Origin of the sequence: Streptomyces sp. R33 (genome assembly GCF_041200175.1) — a bacterium.
GTDB classification, from domain to species: domain Bacteria; phylum Actinomycetota; class Actinomycetes; order Streptomycetales; family Streptomycetaceae; genus Streptomyces; species Streptomyces katrae_B.
Genome location: NZ_CP165727.1, coordinates 7,564,392 through 7,580,319 on the forward strand (window position 1 = coordinate 7,564,392; position 15,928 = coordinate 7,580,319).

General features: G+C 73.3%; 13 protein-coding genes and 1 pseudogene. 9 read left to right on the forward strand and 5 right to left on the reverse strand.

Features of this window, described 5'->3' with window-relative positions:
• Positions 1-147: 147 nt before the first annotated feature.
• Both AB5J51_RS34770 and AB5J51_RS34775 read left to right on the forward strand, forming a co-directional pair.
• Positions 148-1,218 carry a DUF2330 domain-containing protein gene (locus tag AB5J51_RS34770; RefSeq protein ID WP_369779470.1) on the forward strand — a complete coding sequence of 357 codons (1,071 nt, stop codon included), beginning with the start codon at positions 148-150 and terminating at the stop codon, positions 1,216-1,218.
• 146 nt (positions 1,219-1,364) lie between these two features.
• Positions 1,365-2,105 carry a class I SAM-dependent methyltransferase gene (locus AB5J51_RS34775; protein WP_369779471.1) on the forward strand — a complete coding sequence of 247 codons (741 nt, stop codon included), beginning with the start codon at positions 1,365-1,367 and terminating at the stop codon, positions 2,103-2,105.
• 73 nt (positions 2,106-2,178) lie between these two features.
• On the opposite strand, the gene AB5J51_RS34780 is transcribed toward AB5J51_RS34775, so the two are convergent.
• From AB5J51_RS34780 to AB5J51_RS34790, 3 genes are all read right to left on the reverse strand, one after another.
• Positions 2,179-3,789, reverse strand: coding sequence for a carboxylesterase/lipase family protein (locus AB5J51_RS34780; protein ID WP_369779472.1), 1,611 nt, complete (start codon positions 3,787-3,789; stop codon positions 2,179-2,181).
• Complete coding sequence (surE, locus tag AB5J51_RS34785; protein ID WP_168724139.1) at positions 3,786-4,712, reverse strand: 5'/3'-nucleotidase SurE; 927 nt, start codon at positions 4,710-4,712, stop codon at positions 3,786-3,788. Before surE ends, AB5J51_RS34780 begins: the two co-directional genes overlap by 4 nt.
• A gap of 158 nt (positions 4,713-4,870) precedes the next feature.
• Entirely contained in the window at positions 4,871-6,118 is a 1,248-nt protein-coding gene (locus AB5J51_RS34790) for an MFS transporter (RefSeq protein WP_053790056.1), read from the reverse strand.
• Positions 6,119-6,749: 631 nt separating this feature from the next.
• Here AB5J51_RS34790 and AB5J51_RS34795 point away from each other — a divergent pair.
• The 4 genes from AB5J51_RS34795 to AB5J51_RS34810 all read left to right on the forward strand — a co-directional run bounded on the left by AB5J51_RS34795 (position 6,750) and on the right by AB5J51_RS34810 (position 10,914).
• Positions 6,750-7,481, forward strand: coding sequence for a phosphatase PAP2 family protein (locus AB5J51_RS34795; RefSeq protein WP_369779473.1), 732 nt, complete (start codon positions 6,750-6,752; stop codon positions 7,479-7,481).
• 125 nt (positions 7,482-7,606) lie between these two features.
• Positions 7,607-9,157 (forward strand): carboxylesterase/lipase family protein, encoded by a 1,551-nt coding sequence (locus AB5J51_RS34800; RefSeq protein ID WP_369779474.1) that lies wholly within the window; start codon positions 7,607-7,609, stop codon positions 9,155-9,157.
• 58 nt (positions 9,158-9,215) lie between these two features.
• Positions 9,216-10,241: a LacI family DNA-binding transcriptional regulator gene (locus AB5J51_RS34805; RefSeq protein WP_053787608.1), complete on the forward strand. Its 1,026-nt coding sequence runs from the start codon at positions 9,216-9,218 to the stop codon at positions 10,239-10,241.
• 196 nt (positions 10,242-10,437) lie between these two features.
• Entirely contained in the window at positions 10,438-10,914 is a 477-nt protein-coding gene (locus AB5J51_RS34810; protein WP_136221971.1) for a hypothetical protein, read from the forward strand.
• A gap of 158 nt (positions 10,915-11,072) precedes the next feature.
• Here the strand turns inward: AB5J51_RS34810 and AB5J51_RS34815 are convergent, their stop codons facing one another.
• Both AB5J51_RS34815 and AB5J51_RS34820 read right to left on the reverse strand, forming a co-directional pair.
• Positions 11,073-11,792 carry a phosphatase PAP2 family protein gene (locus AB5J51_RS34815; protein ID WP_369779476.1) on the reverse strand — a complete coding sequence of 240 codons (720 nt, stop codon included), beginning with the start codon at positions 11,790-11,792 and terminating at the stop codon, positions 11,073-11,075.
• A 76-nt stretch (positions 11,793-11,868) separates the two neighbouring features.
• Complete coding sequence (locus tag AB5J51_RS34820; protein WP_369779477.1) at positions 11,869-12,831, reverse strand: alpha/beta hydrolase fold domain-containing protein; 963 nt, start codon at positions 12,829-12,831, stop codon at positions 11,869-11,871.
• Between the two features lie 249 nt (positions 12,832-13,080).
• Between AB5J51_RS34820 and AB5J51_RS34825 the strand changes: the two genes are divergently transcribed.
• From AB5J51_RS34825 to AB5J51_RS34835, 3 genes and pseudogenes are all read left to right on the forward strand, one after another.
• Positions 13,081-13,617 carry an ATP-binding protein gene (locus tag AB5J51_RS34825; protein WP_369779478.1) on the forward strand — a complete coding sequence of 179 codons (537 nt, stop codon included), beginning with the start codon at positions 13,081-13,083 and terminating at the stop codon, positions 13,615-13,617.
• A gap of 129 nt (positions 13,618-13,746) precedes the next feature.
• Positions 13,747-15,363 (forward strand): annotated as a pseudogene (locus AB5J51_RS34830) (AMP-binding protein); the annotation flags it as partial.
• Positions 15,349-15,912, forward strand: coding sequence for an acyl-CoA thioesterase (locus tag AB5J51_RS34835; RefSeq protein WP_369780365.1), 564 nt, complete (start codon positions 15,349-15,351; stop codon positions 15,910-15,912). The pseudogene AB5J51_RS34830 and the gene AB5J51_RS34835, both read left to right, overlap by 15 nt.
• The last annotated feature ends 16 nt before the right edge of the window (positions 15,913-15,928 follow it).

Below are 15,928 nucleotides of genomic sequence, written 5' to 3' on the forward strand. Positions count from 1 at the left end.
GCAGTATGGGGATCGGGAACCGGCCTGACCAGGGGGTTCCGCCAGTCGGAACGGCCCCGTGACCAGCGCCGGGAGCGGGGCCCGGACCGAGCCCCGGATCATGGCCGGAACCGGATCACGGGGGCCCACGTCTGAGACCCCGTGTGGATGAAACGAAGAATTGCCGCCCTGCTGCTGGCCCTGCTCGCGACGCAGCTGGGATCCCTGATCAGCCCGGCCTACGCCTGCGGTTGCGGGGCGATGATCCCCGAGGGCTACGCCCGCATCGGGGTCGAACGGGAGACCTCCGTCGTGCGCTTCGACGGCCGTACGGAACAGATCGTGATGCGGTTCGTCGTCCGCGGGGACGCCCCGCGGGCGGCCTGGATCATGCCGGTACCCGGGCGGGCCACGGTGGAGCTGGGCGACGGGGACGTGTTCCGGGAGCTGACCTGGCTGACCCGGCCCGAGTTCAAGACCCGCAGCTACTTCTGGCCGCGCGACCGCGACTGGCCGTTCTCCTCCACCACGGGAGACTCCGCGGGAGCCCCGCTGCCCGGCGCGGGCGCCCCCTCGGTCGGCGTCGTCGGCCGCGAGCAGCTCGGCGACTTCGACGTCGCACGCCTCACCGCGACCGACCCCGACGCACTGCGCAACTGGCTGGAAACGAACGGCTTCAAGCTGCCCGACGGACTCGCCGCCGAGCTGAAGCCGTACGTGGACCAGAAGTGGGAGTACGTCGCCGTACGCCTCGCCCCCCGGCAGCAGGGCAAGACCCTGCAGGGCACCCTCGACCCGCTGAAGATCCGCTTCGACAGCAACCGGCTGGTCTACCCGATGCGGCTGTCCCGGCTGGCCAAGACCCCGCAGTCCCTCGGGCTGTACATCCTGGCCGACCACCGCATGGAGCCCGCCTCCCCGATCGGCGGCGCCAAGCCGAAGGTCACCTTCGCCGGGACGGTCACCCCCGAGGACGGCCTCGCCACGCTCACCGGCGGCAAGCCGGCGTTCCTGACGGCGATCGACCAGGAGTTCCCGGATCCGGGCCGCATCGACGGCGACCACGAACTGCGCGCCACGGCCGCCGACACCCCCTACCGCAAGGTCATCTACACCGGCGAACTGCTCACCGTCGGCGGGGTACCGGCCTGGCTGCTGACGGTGGCGGCCGCCCTGGTCGCCCTCGCGGCGGGCACGTTCACCCTGCGCCGCCGCAGGTCCAGTACCCGGAGTGCCTGACGGGACGACATCTGGATCTTTGTGGGTTCTGCCAATACGACGGTCCGTCACGGTTCGGTGAGACTGCCAGCCGGAGGCAGCGGCGTGTCCCGGGATCGGGGGCGGCCATTGCCGGAGGCATGACGGACCACGGGGAGGACAGCACGATGAGCGGACAGCAGTACGACGAGATCGGCGAGGCGTTCGAGGGGTTCAAGTCCCTGCCGATGATGCGGTACGGGGAGGTGCCGAGCTTCCTGGGCCTGGTCGGGGACGTGAGCGGCAAGTCGGTCCTCGACCTGGCGTGCGGGACCGGTTTCTACAGCAGGGAGTTCAAGCGGCGCGGCGCCGCGGACGTCTACGGCGTCGACATCTCCGTCGAGATGATCGCCGCGGCGCAGGAGATCGAGCAGCGCGACCCGCTGGGCGTGCGCTACGGGGTCGGAGACGTGGCCGAACTGCCGCCCCTCGACCCGTGCTTCGGCATCGCGCTGGGAGTGCAGTGCCTCAACTACGCCGAGGACATCGCCACCATGGAGCGGATGTGCCGCAACATCCACCGGAGCCTGGTGCCGGGCGGGGAGTTCTTCGTGCTCGCGCAGAACCCCGACTACCGGTTCGACTGTCCCTCCCTGGAGGCGTACGGGTTCCGCTGCGAGCCGGTCGGCGAGATCGAGACCGGTACGCGCGTGCGGGTCACCGCCCTCCTCGACCCGCAGCCGATCACCATCGTCTCCTCGGCCCCGCGCAGCGAGGTCTACGAAGCGTGCCTGAGGGCGGCCGGGTTCAGCGAGATCGCCTGGGTGCCGCTGGAGGTCTCCGACGCCGGCATCCGTGAGTTCGGCAAGGAGTTCTGGGCGGACCTCCTCGCGTACCCGCCGCTCGCGATGCTGCGCTGCCGCGCCTGACCCCGCGCCACGGGGGTGACGAGGCCGCGGCCCGGGATCGTCGGGATCCCGGGCCGCGGCCCCCCTCGGCCGGTCAGACCGGCCGGGGCGGCTGGGTCCGCCAGAACGTGCACTGGTGGTCCGACCCGAACGAGGTGCCCGTCCGCGTCGCCGTGGGGGTGAGGGTCAGGACCGTGGCCCCGGACCCGGTCGGCGGCCACGCCGTCTGCCCCGGCACCGCCGGGACGCCGTAGCGCGCGAACGCACCCCAGTAGCGCTTCATCCGTGTCGCGAGCGCGACCTGCTCCGTGGTCAGCGGCCGGTCCCCCATGGTGAAGTCGTGCAGATAGGCCAGCTCGGCACTGTGCGCATTGGACTCGTCGATGCCGGGTACCTGCGCCCCGGCCAGTGTCGGCGAGTCCGGGTCGTCGAACTCGTAAAAATACGTGGGAACTTGTGAGGCGAACAGCTGCGCCGTCCACGCCGTCTGGCAGGCGAACGTCGAGTCCGTCATCACAGCTGACAGCGCCAGGTACGGCGATCCGTACGCCGACACCGGATAGCGGGCGAGCACCTCGGGCCCGGCGGCCCCGTACCCCGCCAGGACCTGCGCCGTGTACTGCTCCTGCGTCAGGTACGGCTGCGTCAGCGCGACGAACAGGCGCGCCTCGGAGCGGGTGCTCCCGATCAGCACCGGCACCTTGTTCCAGTTCCCGCTCCCGATGGCCGTCGCCGGATCGACCGGCAGCAACCCGTCGCCGGACGCCGGCCCCGAGGTGGGCACCGTACGGGCCGCTTCGACCAGCACCGGCCCGGAAGCGGCCCGAAGGCACCCGGCCAACGCCGCCGGATCCGTACAGCCCGCGGCTGCGGCGAAGGCCCGCGCCTGCGACTCGGCCCGCGCGCCGTCCGGCGGACGCAGCAGCGTGCACGGCCCGCTCTGCAGCACCGCCCGGTGGAACAGCCCGGCCGCCGACGGCGCGGCCAGCAGCGCACAGACGGAACCGCTGCCCGCGGACTGGCCGGAGACCGTGACGTTCCCGGGGTTCCCGCCGAACGCCGCGATGTTCTCCCGGGTCCAGCGCAGCGCCGCCATCTGGTCCATGAGCCCGAAGGAGCCGGAGCGCTGCGCGTTCTCCCCGGTGAGCTCGGGCAGCCCGAGATAACCGAGCTGCCCCAGGCGGTAGTTGATGCTGACCACGACACTGGCGGTGAGATCGGCCATGGTGCGGCCGCCGAACTGCGTACCCGTGCCCTGGCTGTACGCACCCCCGTGCACCCACACGATCACCGGCAGCCGGGCTCCGGGCCGGGCCGTGCGGGGCCGGTACACGTCGAGGTACAGGCAGTCCTCGCTGACGGCCTGCGGATCCTGCAGCCCGAACGGCGAGAACTGCAGGCACGCCGGGGCCTGCCGGACCGCCTCGCGGACCCCGGTCCAGCGGTGCGGCGGCTGCGGCGCGCGCAGCCGGGCGTCCCCGACCGGGGGAGCGGCGTAGGGGACGCCGAGGAACTCCTGGGCGCCGTCGTGATTCTGCCCGCGCAGCACGCCCTGCGCGACGGTGGCCTGCGGGCGCGCGGACCCGCCCGACGCAGCCGCCGTGGCCGCCGCCGCGGGGAGCGCCGCGGTGAGCAGGGCCGCCAGCGCACAGGCGGTGGCGAGCAGTGACCGCGCCGTACGCGACCGCCTCCGGGGCCGTCTCATGGGCGGAGTCCGGCGATGAGGGCCGAGGTGGCCGCGAAGTCGGCCGGCCCGGTGTTCCAGTCGGCGTTCATCGGGCTGACGGCGATCTTGCCGGCGCTCACCGCCTCCACGTCACCGCCCTTGGCGGCCGGCTGCGGGCGGAACTGTACGTTCACCTTCCAGGTACCGTCCCCGGAGTCGGTGAAGTCCGGCTGGAGCGGGGCCTGCGGGTCCTGGAAGGTCGCCGCCACACCGGTCGCGGTGCCCGTGCCGTCCGCGCCGACGACGGGGTGGTTGACGTTCAGGCCGACGCCCTTCGGCAGCAGCGGGCCCGACCGTGCCCGGCTGCGCAGCCGGTCGATCAGCTTCACCGCGAAGTCCAGCGTGGGGTCCATCGCGTTGACCGTGGCGGTGGGGTCGGGGGCGGCCATGCCGCCGGTGCTCAGCGCGATCGCCGGGACGCCGCTCTCGAGGGCGGCGACGGCGCCGCCGACCGTACCGGAGTGGGTGGCGAGACCGGCCACGTTCGGGCCGAAGTTGGTCCCGGAGACCACCAGGTCGGGGGCCTGTCCCGCGAAGACCTCGGAGAGGCCGAAGGCGACGGAGTCGCCGGGCGTGCCGTCCACGGCCCACACCTTCGGCTCGGGGTGCTTCACCGCGATGGTGGGGGCGCTCATCATCTTCGTGCCGGTGCCGCTCTGGTTGGTGAGCGGGGCGACGATCGTGACGTCGTGCCCGGCGGCGGTCAGCCGCTCGAACGCCTTGCGGATGCCGGGCGCGTTGTAGCCGTCGTCGTTCGTGAGCAGGATCCGCAGCGGAACCGCGGGCGCCGCCGTACTCGCTGCGGGCGCGGTCTGCGGCGAGGCGACCGCGGGCGCCGTACCCGAGAGGGTTGCGGTGCACACGAGGAGCACGGCCGGCGGCAGAACTCGCTTGCGTCTCACAGGGAACTCCTTGGAAGGGGAGGGGAGGGGAGGCGAAGGTGCGGTTCGAGGAGGGTGGTGTGGTGCAGGACCGGCGGGCGCACGACCCTCGGCATGCGCCCGCCGGAGTTCGTGCCGGGCTGCCGCGATGCGGCAACGGCGGCCCGGCGCGCAGCGGGTCAGCGCACGCTGCGGATCGGGAGGATGGCGAGTGCGCCGATCAGCGACAGGGCCCCGCCGACCAGGAAGAGGGGGGTGTATCCGCCGAGCGCGGTCACCACGGCCGAGGCGACGAAGGGGGCGATGATCTGCGGTCCGGCGTTCGCGATGTTCAGGACGCCCATGTCGCGGGCGGCGTCCTCGGCCCGGGGCAGGACCAGGGTGACGAGCGCGGTGTCGACGGCCATGAAGCAACCGAACGCGAGCCCGTTGAGCGCGCTGAAGACGAGCATGCCGGTCCAGGTGGGGCTGATGACGGGGACGACCATGACGAGTCCGGCGAGGGCGGCCGAGACACCGACGAACACCTTGCGGCGGTCCCACCGGTCGGACAGCATCCCGCCCACCACGGTCGAGACGGCCATGGCGACCATCGACACGGGGGTCAGCACTGCCATCGCGGCGGGCGGGGTCAGCCCGTCGGGCAGGCTGATGTGATCGTCCAGGATGTACAGCTGGTAGCCGACGACGGAGAAGTAGCCGAGGACCATCAGGGCCCGGCCGATGAACGCCCACCGGAAGTCATGGTTCGCCAACGCCGAGAGGAAGGCGGCCAGTTGTGCCCGCTTGGGGACGGCGGCCGGGGCGGGACCGGTGCGCGGGACGTCCCGGCAGAGGAGCGTGAGCAGCAGCGCCGAAACGGCGACGATCGCGCCGAAGACCAGGTACCCGGTCTGCAGGTGGTCCGCGGTCTTGGAGGCGATCAGCACCCCGACCGTGCCGCCGATCGGCAGGCCCAGCCCGACCAGCGCGGAGGCGGTGCCGCGCCGGGCGACGGGCACCCGGTCGGGGACGATCGCGGTGACCGCGGCCTGGTAGACGTTCATGGTGGCCTGGACGAGGCACCAGCCGATGCCGACGAGCAGCGCGGTGGTCGCGTACCCGACGAAGGCCAGGGCGGCGAGCGAGGCGAAGGCGCCTCCGAGGATCCACGGGTTGCGACGGCCGCTGCGGTCGGAGAGGGCGCCGGCGATCGGGTTGAAGGCGGTCGCGAAGACCGCGCTGATCCCGCCGATGACGCCGAGTACGGCGACCTTGTTGGCGGGGTCGATCTCCGCGACCTGAGTGGGCAGCAGGATCGATCCGACGCCCATGTAGACCGCCAGCAGGGCGGAGTTCGCGACCAGCAGCAGGGGCAGGAGCGCGCGCTGGCGGGGAGGTTCGGGATCCGCCGGGGCGGGCGAATCGATCAGTTCGTTCTGGGCCATGACGACTCCTCGGGGGACGGGGCGAGAAGGGGTGCGGAGGCTCGGCGCGGGGGCCCGTGGCGGAGAGGGGAGCACCGTGCGTGGGGCTGCGGCGAGGTGCTGCCGCCTGGGGAAGGCTGGGCGAGCGGCTGGGGTTCACATGGTGTTGTTACACGTGTCACCTTCGGCGCTTGGACACTGTGTAGCACCCATTTCTGGGCATCGCTAGAGGCTGAGTGGTGGTGATGTGCGGATCGTGACCGGGCGACAGCTGGCGTTGCGAGGACGTGTAACCACCGCCTCACGGCCACTGAGCAGGGCTGTTGTGTCCGGAATCCCTCTTGCGCTTGTGGCGACGGTCACGCATCCGCAATACTCCGTGCCGCGTCGCGACGACCCCCGTCGCCGCTCACCGCAAGAGCCCGCGGCCGGCGTCCCCGGTCCCGGGCCCCCGGTCCCGGCTCCCCGCCACCGGCCTTCGGCCCACCGGCCTTCGGCCCACCGGCCTTCGGCCCACCGGCCTTCGGCCCACCGGCCTTCGGCCCACCGGCCTTCGGCCGCCCGGTCTTCCGTCCCCGTGAAGTCCTCCACCGCCTGTGCCTGCTCTCCGCGTGCCCCCACCGCTTGGGGAGACCACCGTGAAAGGCCCGCCATGCCACGTTCCTCCGCCGTGCCCCGGTCCGGGCACCGCGCATCCCCGCCCCTGATCCCCGCTCCCCGGCATCACCTCCCGGCGCCCCCGCCGCGCCATGCGGTCGCCGTCGGAGCCGGCCTCCTGCTCGGGTCGCTGCTGATCGGCCTCTTGGTCTCGGTCGGCGAACGCCCGTACTTCCAAGGGCTCGACGACAGCTGGGCCGCGTCGATGAACGGCTCGCGCGACGACGCCCTCACCGGCCTCGCCACCGTCTTCGACCGCCTCGGCGGCCCGCTGGGCATGGTCCTGCCGCTCGCTCTGATCGGCTGCCTCTGCGTCTACGGGCGCTGGCGGTCCGGGCTGTTCGCCCTCACCGCCGGAGTCGTGGCGAACGTCGTCCTGGTGCTCCCGCTGAAGCAGCTCGTCGACCGTCCCCGCCCGCCGCATCCGTGGGTCCTGGTGAACGACGGCTCGTTCCCCTCCGGCCAGGTGTTCACTGCCGTGACGCTGATGTTCGTGGCCGCCGTCCTGGTGTTTCCCCCGCGGGCGCGCCGCTGGTGGTGGCTCTTCGCGGTGCTGTACGTCGTCGCCATGATGGCCAGCCGGACCTGGCTGCACGCGCAGTGGCTCAGCGACACCGTCGCCGGGGCGCTGGCCGGCGCCGGGAGCTGCATGCTGCTGTGGAGGGCGTTCGCGCCGCTGCTGCGGATCGAGGCCGAGCGGGTCGCGTCCGACAGCCTGTGGCTGTGAGGGGCGCAGGCCGCCGACATATCGAGAATGATTGACGGTCGTCTAATTCTCGCCATACCCTCGTGATCGGGGCCGGCGTGCCCCCATCGCACCGCCGGCCCCCGGAACGACGAAGGAAGGGCCCCATGGCACACACCGAGAACCGCACCCCGCCGCCCGTGGTCGACCTCCCCGCAGGCCGACTGCGCGGCGCCATCGAAGACGGGCTCTCCGTCTTCCGGGCGGTCCCGTACGCCGCACCCCCCGTCGGCGAGGAGCGCTGGCGGCCCGCCCGGCCGCATCCCGGCTGGAGCGGCACGCGCGAGGCGAGCGCCGACGGCCCCAGCGCCCCGCAGATGTACGTGGAAGGTGGCGATCCGGTCCTCGGCGGCCACGGGTCGCCCCCCTTCGACGAGGACTGCCTCACCCTCAACGTCTGGACGCCCGCGGCCGACGACGCCCGCCGTCCCGTACTGCTGTGGATCCACGGCGGCGGCTTCGTCTCGGGATCGGGCTCGCTGCCCGGATACGGCGGCGAGACCTTCGCGCGGGACGGCGACCTGGTGTTCGTCGGCATCAACTACCGCATCGGGCCTCTCGGTTACCTCTCCCCGGAGGGCGACGACGGCGCCGGGGGCGACGAGGTGGCCAATCCGTGGCTCTCCGACCAGCTTGCCGCCCTGCACTGGGTGAAGGAGAACATCGCCTCCTTCGGCGGCGACCCCGACCAGATCACCGTCGCCGGCCAGTCCGGCGGCGCCGTCTCCACCGCGGCGCTCGCCGGGCACCCGCAGGCCGCCGGCCTGATCCGCCGGGTGATCCTGCAGAGCCCGCCGTTCGGGCTCGACCTCCCCGACCCCGACGCGTACCGGGAGCGCACCGAGGCCTATCGGGAGCTGGCCGGCGCCAAGACCGCGCAGGAGCTGCGCGCACTGCCCTGGCCGGCTCTGATCGGCGCGGCCGGCGGCCTGTTCGCCCGCACGATGCGGTGGGGCTACTGGCCCACGCCGTTCCTGCCCGTCGTCGACGGGGTCACCCTCGAGCGCCATCCGGCACAGGCCCTGCTGCACGGGGCCGCAGCCGGCATCGACGTCATGATCGGGTGGACCCGCGAGGAGGCCAACTTCGGCTTCGGCCTCGACGAGGGGTACGCGGCCGCCACCCGGGAGCAGGTGACCGACCGGATCGCCGAGACCTTCGGGGCCGAGGCCGCCCCCGAGGTCTACGCCGCGTACGAGGCGGCCCGCCCCGGCGCCGGTCCGGCCGGCGTCCTCATGGACCTGATCACGGACGAGCTCTTCCGGGTCCCCTCCGTCGGGCTGGCCGAGGCCAGGGCCGGTTCGGAGCATCCCGTCTGGGCCTACCAGTTCGATCTGCCCACGCCCGCGTACGAGGGCCGGCTCGGCGCCGCGCACTGCCTCGAGCTCCCCTTCGTCTTCGACAACTTCGAGCAGTGGTCGCACGCCCCCTTCCTCGCCGGGCTCGCCCCCGCCGTCCGCGACGGCCTCGCACACACCATGCACCGGGCCTGGATCGCCTTCGTCCGCACCGGCGACCCGAACCACCCCGGCATGCCGCAGTGGCAGCCCTACGGTGCGCAGACGCGGACCACGATGTGCTTCGACTCGGTCGTCACCGCCTTCGGCGACCTGGCAGGGCCCTCGCGCCGCCTGCACGAAGCCCGCGGGGCCCGATGATCTAACTCGTGTAACCTGGGAAGAGAGGTGTCGGTCGACCCAAGGAGCACCGAGGACCATGCCCAGGGAGCCCAGGGAGACGAGCGCCCCCGCGTCGCCCGTGTCGATCACCAGCGCCGACGTGGCCCGGCTGGCCGGGGTGTCACGCGCCACCGTGTCGTTCGTCCTGAACGACACCCCCGGCCACCGCGTCAGCGAGGGCACCCGTACGCGGGTGCTCGACGCCGCCCGGCAGCTCGGCTACGTACCGCACGCCGCGGCCCGGTCCCTGCGGGCCGGGCGCAGCAACCTCATCCTGATGCCCGCCTCGGTCTCCGCGATCGGCCGGCTCGTCAGCGACTGGGTCGACGACCTGCACAGCGAGCTCGACCGGCACGGCTACACGGCCGTCCTGCACGCGGGCCGCTTCGCCGACCCCCTCGACGCCGCCCGGGCCTGGGCCGAACTGCGCCCGGCGGCCGTCATCGCACTGGACGGCGACCGCTTCACCGCCCAGGCGGCCGAGCTGCTGAGCCGCGCCGGTGTGCGCGGCCTGCTGGCGTTCGCCGCCCACCCGGTTGAGGGCGTCCACACCATCGGCTTCGACCACGCCGACATCGGCGCCACCGCGGCCGAGCACCTCATCGCCCGCGGCCGCAGCAGGATCGGCGTGGTCATGCCACAGGAGCGCGGCCTCGGCACCCTCGCCGCACCGCGCCTCGCCGGGGCCGAGTCGGTCGCGGCCCGGCACATGGCCACCGTGACCCCGGTCGAGCTCTCGTACACCAGGGAGTCCGCGACGGCCCTCGCCCGGCGCTGGCCGAGCCTGGGCCTGGACGCCGTCTTCGCGTACAACGACGAGTACGCGGCGCTGCTCCTGCACGCCCTCCAGGCCGAGGGCATCGCCGTACCGGACGAGGTCGCGATCGTCGGCTCCGACGACCTGGTCCTCGCCTCCCTCCAGCAACCGCCCCTCACGACGGTCCGCCTGGACCTGCCTTCGGCAGCCCGCGTCGCCGACGCCCTGCACGAGCTGATCGAGACGGGGAAGACGCCCCCGGTCCCCGCGATCGAGGCCCTCCTCGTCCACCGCGCCACGTCCTGACGGACCCGCTTGCCGGCACCGCGCCGCTTCCCGGGCGTGCCCGTGCACCGGGGCCGGCGCGACCGGCCCCGCCCCGCGGCGCAGCGGGGACGGGGCGGGACCGCACGGGGTCGTGTACGCCGTCCCGGCGGGGGTGGGCCGGCATCAGGGCGTGGGGTGAGCGCCGCGCCCGGACTCGCTGCCACCCTGGTCGTCCATGGATGTCAGTACCTTCTACGCCCTCTTCTCCGCCACCTGCTTCACCCTGGTCGGCCTGTGGTGGAACGTCGTCCAGAGCCACGCGGACTGGATGCGTGACCCCGCCGTGCGGCGCGTCGTCGGCGGGATCTACCTGTCCTTCCTGCTGCCCGCCCTGATGGGCCTCTTCGCGCAGGTCGGCGTCGAGCAGCCCCAGATCTGGCGGGCGGCCTTCATCGCCCTCTCCCTGGTCGGCTGCGCGTGCACCCTGCGGCTGCTGGCCCGCACCCGGGGCGACGACTTCGTCATCTGGCAGCAGGCCGGGTCGGTGCTGCTCTACGCCCTCATCGCCGTCATCGGCGCCTTCCCCGAACTCGCCGGCCACATCGGCCTGAGCCCCATCCAGGCCGAAGCCCTGATGCTGATCGGACTGATCGTCCTGGGTCACGCGCTGGTCTGGCGCTTCATGGCGGGAGAGGGCCGCGCCGAGGCCTAGGCCGTGTCTTTCGGATCAGGGCGGGCTCGGGGCGTCTGGCACCGCGCCTCGCGGCGTTCTCGTCGGTCGCCGACACACCACGTCGGCTCCCTCCTCGGCCTTGCGATGCACGGCACCAGACGCCCCGAGCCGATCCACCCTGATCCGAAAGACACGGCCTAGGCCGGAAGAGACGAGGCCGGTCGTTGGCGTCGGTCGTGCTCACGGGCGAGGGCGGGGGAGACGGCCCACCAGGCCAGCAGTGCGGCCCCCGCGCCGGCCGCTGCGCCGGCCACCGTGTCGGTGAGCCAGTGGGCGTGGAGCCAGGTGCGGCTCCACATCATGGCCAGGGTGAACACCACGCCGCCGGCCCACCAGGCCCGCCGCCGGGCCGCCGGGACCAGCAGGACGCAGGCCAGCACGACGAGCAGCGCCGCCCCCGCCGCATGCCCCGACGGGAAGGAGCCGTGGTCGACGCGGACCAGCGGGTGCGCCGGGCGCGGGCGGTCCACCAGGTGCTTGAGCGTCTGCACCACCAGCAGGTTGCCCACGAGATAGACCCCGAGCAGGAAGCCCGCCGAGGTCCGGCGTCTGCGGACGAGCAGGAAGACCAGCATCCCGAGCGGGACGACGGCGCCCAGCGGGCCGCCGAACCAGTTGAGGACGGCCGCGAGGGCCGCGGGGAGCCCGTCGTGCGGGCCGCCCATCCAGCGCAGCCACCGCTCGTCCGCGCCCTGGAACGGCGGGTTCGCGACGTCCGCGCGGACGGTGAGGGCCAGTGCTGCGGCCAGTCCGAGCAGCAGCACGGCCAGGAGCAGGGTGCCGGGGCTGCGGGGCCGGTCCGCCGCCCCGGGCCGGGCCGCGGTGGGGCGGGCCGAAGTGAGTGTGTGCCGCGACATGACTGCCTTTCGACGTACGCGTGGGGGCGCGGCCCAGCCGCGCCCCCACGATGGGACAGGTGTGGTCGGACCGGGTTCAGGCCCCCGCGCCCAGGTGCCGGGCCAGGAACGCGACGCTCTCCGCCACGATCGCGGGGATGTCGGGGGAGCCGAGGAAGATGTGGTCGGCGCCCTCCACGGGCTGCAGCGCCACCTCGCCTCCCGCGCCCGTCAGGGCCTCGGCGAGGGCCTCGCTCTGGCTGTACGGGACGAGCCCGTCCGCGGTCCCGTGCACCAGCAGGAACGGCGGCGGGTTCGAGCCCGGGACCGCGTACGTGACCGGGCTCGCGGCCCGGGCCGGCTCCGCCTGCTCGGCTACGGGAACGCCCAGCAGGGCCTCGTACGGGTTGGGGAACTCGGCCCCGGTCGGCATCGGCAGCGGGTGCGCGGCCAGGGCGGGCAGGTCGTGGACCCCGTACCAGTCGACGACGGCCAGGACGCCGGTGTCGCCGGTGCCGACGCCGTGGGCGCCCTCCAGCGCCGCCAGGGTCCCGGCGTCCGTGCTGCCGGGGCGGACGAGGCCGGCGAGCGCGGCCAGGTGGCCGCCCGCCGACTCGCCCCAGACCCCGATCCGGTCCGGGTCGATGCCGAGCGCCGGGGCGAACCGCCGCACGTAGCGGATCGCGGCCTTGACGTCGTGCAACTGTGCGGGGAACGGGGCCTCGAGGCTGTGCCGGTAGTCGATGGAGACGAGCGCGAGCCCGGCGCCGAGGACGGCACCGTGCAGCAGGGCGGCGGGCACGGTCGGCGGCGGGTATCGGCGGTCGCCGTCCAGCCAGCCGCCGCCGTGGATCCAGATCACCGCCGGGAAGGGGCCCTCGCCCGCGGGGATCTGTACGTCGAGGAGGCGGGGGCGGTAGCCGGGGGTGGTGGCGTACGTGATCCCGTCGAAGCGGCGTATGCCGTCCGCGCCGGTCACGGGCGGTACGGGCTGCTGGAACGGCGGGGGCGGCCAGGTCATGTCGGCGATGTCGAAGTCGGCCGGGGGAGACTGCGTCATTTACGGCTCATCCCATTCGGTGTGCGGCCTCGGAGGCCGGCGGGTCCCGGTGCGGGCGGCCCAGGCTTCGTAACGTTTGTCCGAAATGCTTGCGCGGGGCACCGGGGAGACTTAGCGTGTTACACGTGTAATCACGGACTCTAGCGACGCGTTTCTGCTGACCACAAGCCCATCGGGCACCCGAGTTCCCGGGTAGTTACACGAGACACTCAGCGGAACGGCGTCGCATCCCCCCTCCGGGAGTACGTCATGTTCACCACCGCCACCCTTCCCGCCGGGGCCGCCCCGGCCGCCGCCGTCCCCGCGCAGCCCGCCGGCGCCCCGGCCTCGACCTCGACCCGGCCCCCGGCCCCGGCTCCCGCCCCGGTCGGGGGCTTCGCCCAGTGGGCGGTCGAGCCCACCGCGGTCGCCGTCCCGCTGCTGCGGGCCCGCGTCCGGGTCGTGCTGGAGGGGTGGCGCATCGCCGCCGGGCCGGCGGACGTCCTGCTGCTGGCCGTCAGTGAACTCGCCGGGAACGTCGTCCAGCACGCGGCCGCTGCCACCGGGCGGATGCGGGTCGGGGTGACCTTCGGCGGGCGATGGCTGCGACTGGAGGTCGCCGACCGCGGGTCCCGGCTGCCCCGGCTGCCCCATCCCGCCATCGAGATCGACCCGGATGCCGAAAGTGGCCGCGGGCTGCTGATCGTCCGCCTGCTCGCGGCCGAGGCGGGCGGCGAACTCTCCGTCATGGCCGATGAGTTCGGCACCTTCGTGCGCGTGTGCCTGCCGGTCGCCCCGGCCGCCTGAACCGGTTCGCGGGCGGTCCGGAGGCCGCCCGGCGTTCATCGAAATATCGAGGAATGTTGACGGACGCAAAATTATCGAGATAACTTGCTCCGCATCTCCCCCGCTGCTCCCTGATTGAGGTGCCGCCCCATGGAGCTCTCCCCTTCCGCCCACGCCGACCCCTTCTGCAGGGACCGGCTGCCGGCCTTCCCCCTCTGGCCCGAACTCCACTTCGATCTGCCGGAGTTGGCCTACCCCGACCGCCTCAACTGCGCCGGACGCCTGCTCGACGATGCCGTCGAGCGCTGGGGCCCCGACCGCCCCTGCCTGCTGACCCCGACCGAGTGCTGGACCTACGGCGAGCTCCAGCAGCGCGCCAACCAGGTCGCCCAGGTGCTCACCGAGGACTTCGGCCTCGTACCCGGCAATCGCGTCCTGCTGCGCGCCCCCAACAACCCCTGGCTCGTGGCCGCCTGGTTCGGCGTCCTGAAGGCCGGCGGCGTCGCCGTCACGACGATGCCGCTGCTGCGTGCCGCCGAGCTCGCCGAGCTCTGCGACATCAGCCGCCCCACCGTCGCCGTGTGCGACCACCGCTACGTCGACGAACTCGCCGCGGCCGCCGGCCAAGGCCCTGCCGACCTGCCGGTCCTCGCGTACGAGGGCGCGGGGGTCATGGACCTGACCGCGCGCTGCGCGGCCAAGAGCGGCGTGTTCGCCACCGTCCCCACCGCTGCGGACGACGTGGCGCTGATCGCCTTCACCTCCGGTACGACCGGACGCCCCAAGGCGACGCTGCACTTCCACCGCGACGTGCTCGCGAATGCCGACACCTTCTCCCGGCACGTCCTCAAGCCCCGCCCCGACGACGTCTTCACGGGCACGCCGCCGCTCGCCTTCACCTTCGGCCTCGGCGGGCTCGTGGTCTTCCCGCTGCACGTCGGGGCCGCGACCCTGCTCATCGAGCAGGCGGGGCCGGAGCAGCTGGCCGACCTCGTCGCCGAGCACGGCGTGACCGTCCTGTTCACCGCGCCCACCGCCTACCGCGCGATCATGGCCGCCGGCGCAGTGGGCCGGCTGGCCGGGCTGCGCCGCTGCGTGTCCGCCGGAGAGGCGCTGCCCGCCGCCGTGTGGGAGGAGTTCCACGCCGCCACCGGGCTGCGCATCATCGACGGCATCGGTGCCACCGAGATGCTGCACGTCTTCATCTCCGCGGCCGACGGGGACATCCGGCCCGGTGCCACGGGCCGGCCCGTGCCCGGCTACCGCGCCGCCGTGGTGGACCGGTACGGCGACCCCGTCCCCGACGGGCAGCCCGGCCTGCTGGCGGTCACCGGACCCACCGGCTGCCGCTATCTCGCCGATCCGCGCCAGACGGCGTACGTCAGGAACGGCTGGAACATCACCGGGGACACCTACATCCGCGATGCCGACGGCTATTTCTGGTACGTGGCCCGCAGCGACGACATGATCGTCTCCTCCGGCTACAACATCGCGGGCCCGGAGGTCGAGAAGGCCCTCGCCGCCCATCCGTACGTCGAGGAGTGCGGGGTCGTCGGCGCCCCCGACGAGCGGCGGGGCATGCTGGTCAAGGCGTACGTCGTACTCGGGGCCGGTGTCCCGGCGGACGAGGCGACGGCCCGTGAGCTCCAGGCCCATGTCAAGGGGACCATCGCCCCGTACAAGTACCCGCGTGCCGTCGAGTTCGTCGAACGGCTTCCGCGTACCGGCAACGGAAAGCTCCAGCGCGGCGAACTGCGCGAATGGGCCCGAGCCGCCGCCGGGGCCCCGGCCCCGGATCCCACCCCGGCCCCGGATCCCACCCCGGCCCCGGCCGAAGCCGACGGCGGATGCGCCGCCGGCTGCCCCGAAGCCCTCGTCCCGCACCTGCCGAGCGTGGTCATCGAGCGCCGCGTCGAGTGGCCCGACACCGACGCCGCCGGGCACTACCACCACTCCACCGTCGTGCGCTGGGTCGAGGCGGCCGAGGCCGTGCTGCTGCGCCGCCTGGGCCTGGCGCACCTGTTCGGCAGCACCCCGCGCGTCCACTTCGAGGCCGACTACCGGGCCCGGCTCTGGTTCGGCGAGGCCGTGCGCATCGAGCTGAACGTCGCCAAGGTCGGCGCCAGCTCCCTGCACTACGTGTTCACGGTCCACGGCGAGGGGGACGTGGAGGCTGCCGCCGGGCGGATGGTCATCGCCCACTCCGCCTCCCGCGCTACCGGGACCACACCGTGGCCCGCCGACGTACGCGAGGTGCTGACGAAGTCGGGCCCGCAGGCACCGGAACTCCTCACGAGAGATATTGAGCATTGTTGACGGTCGCTAAATCTGC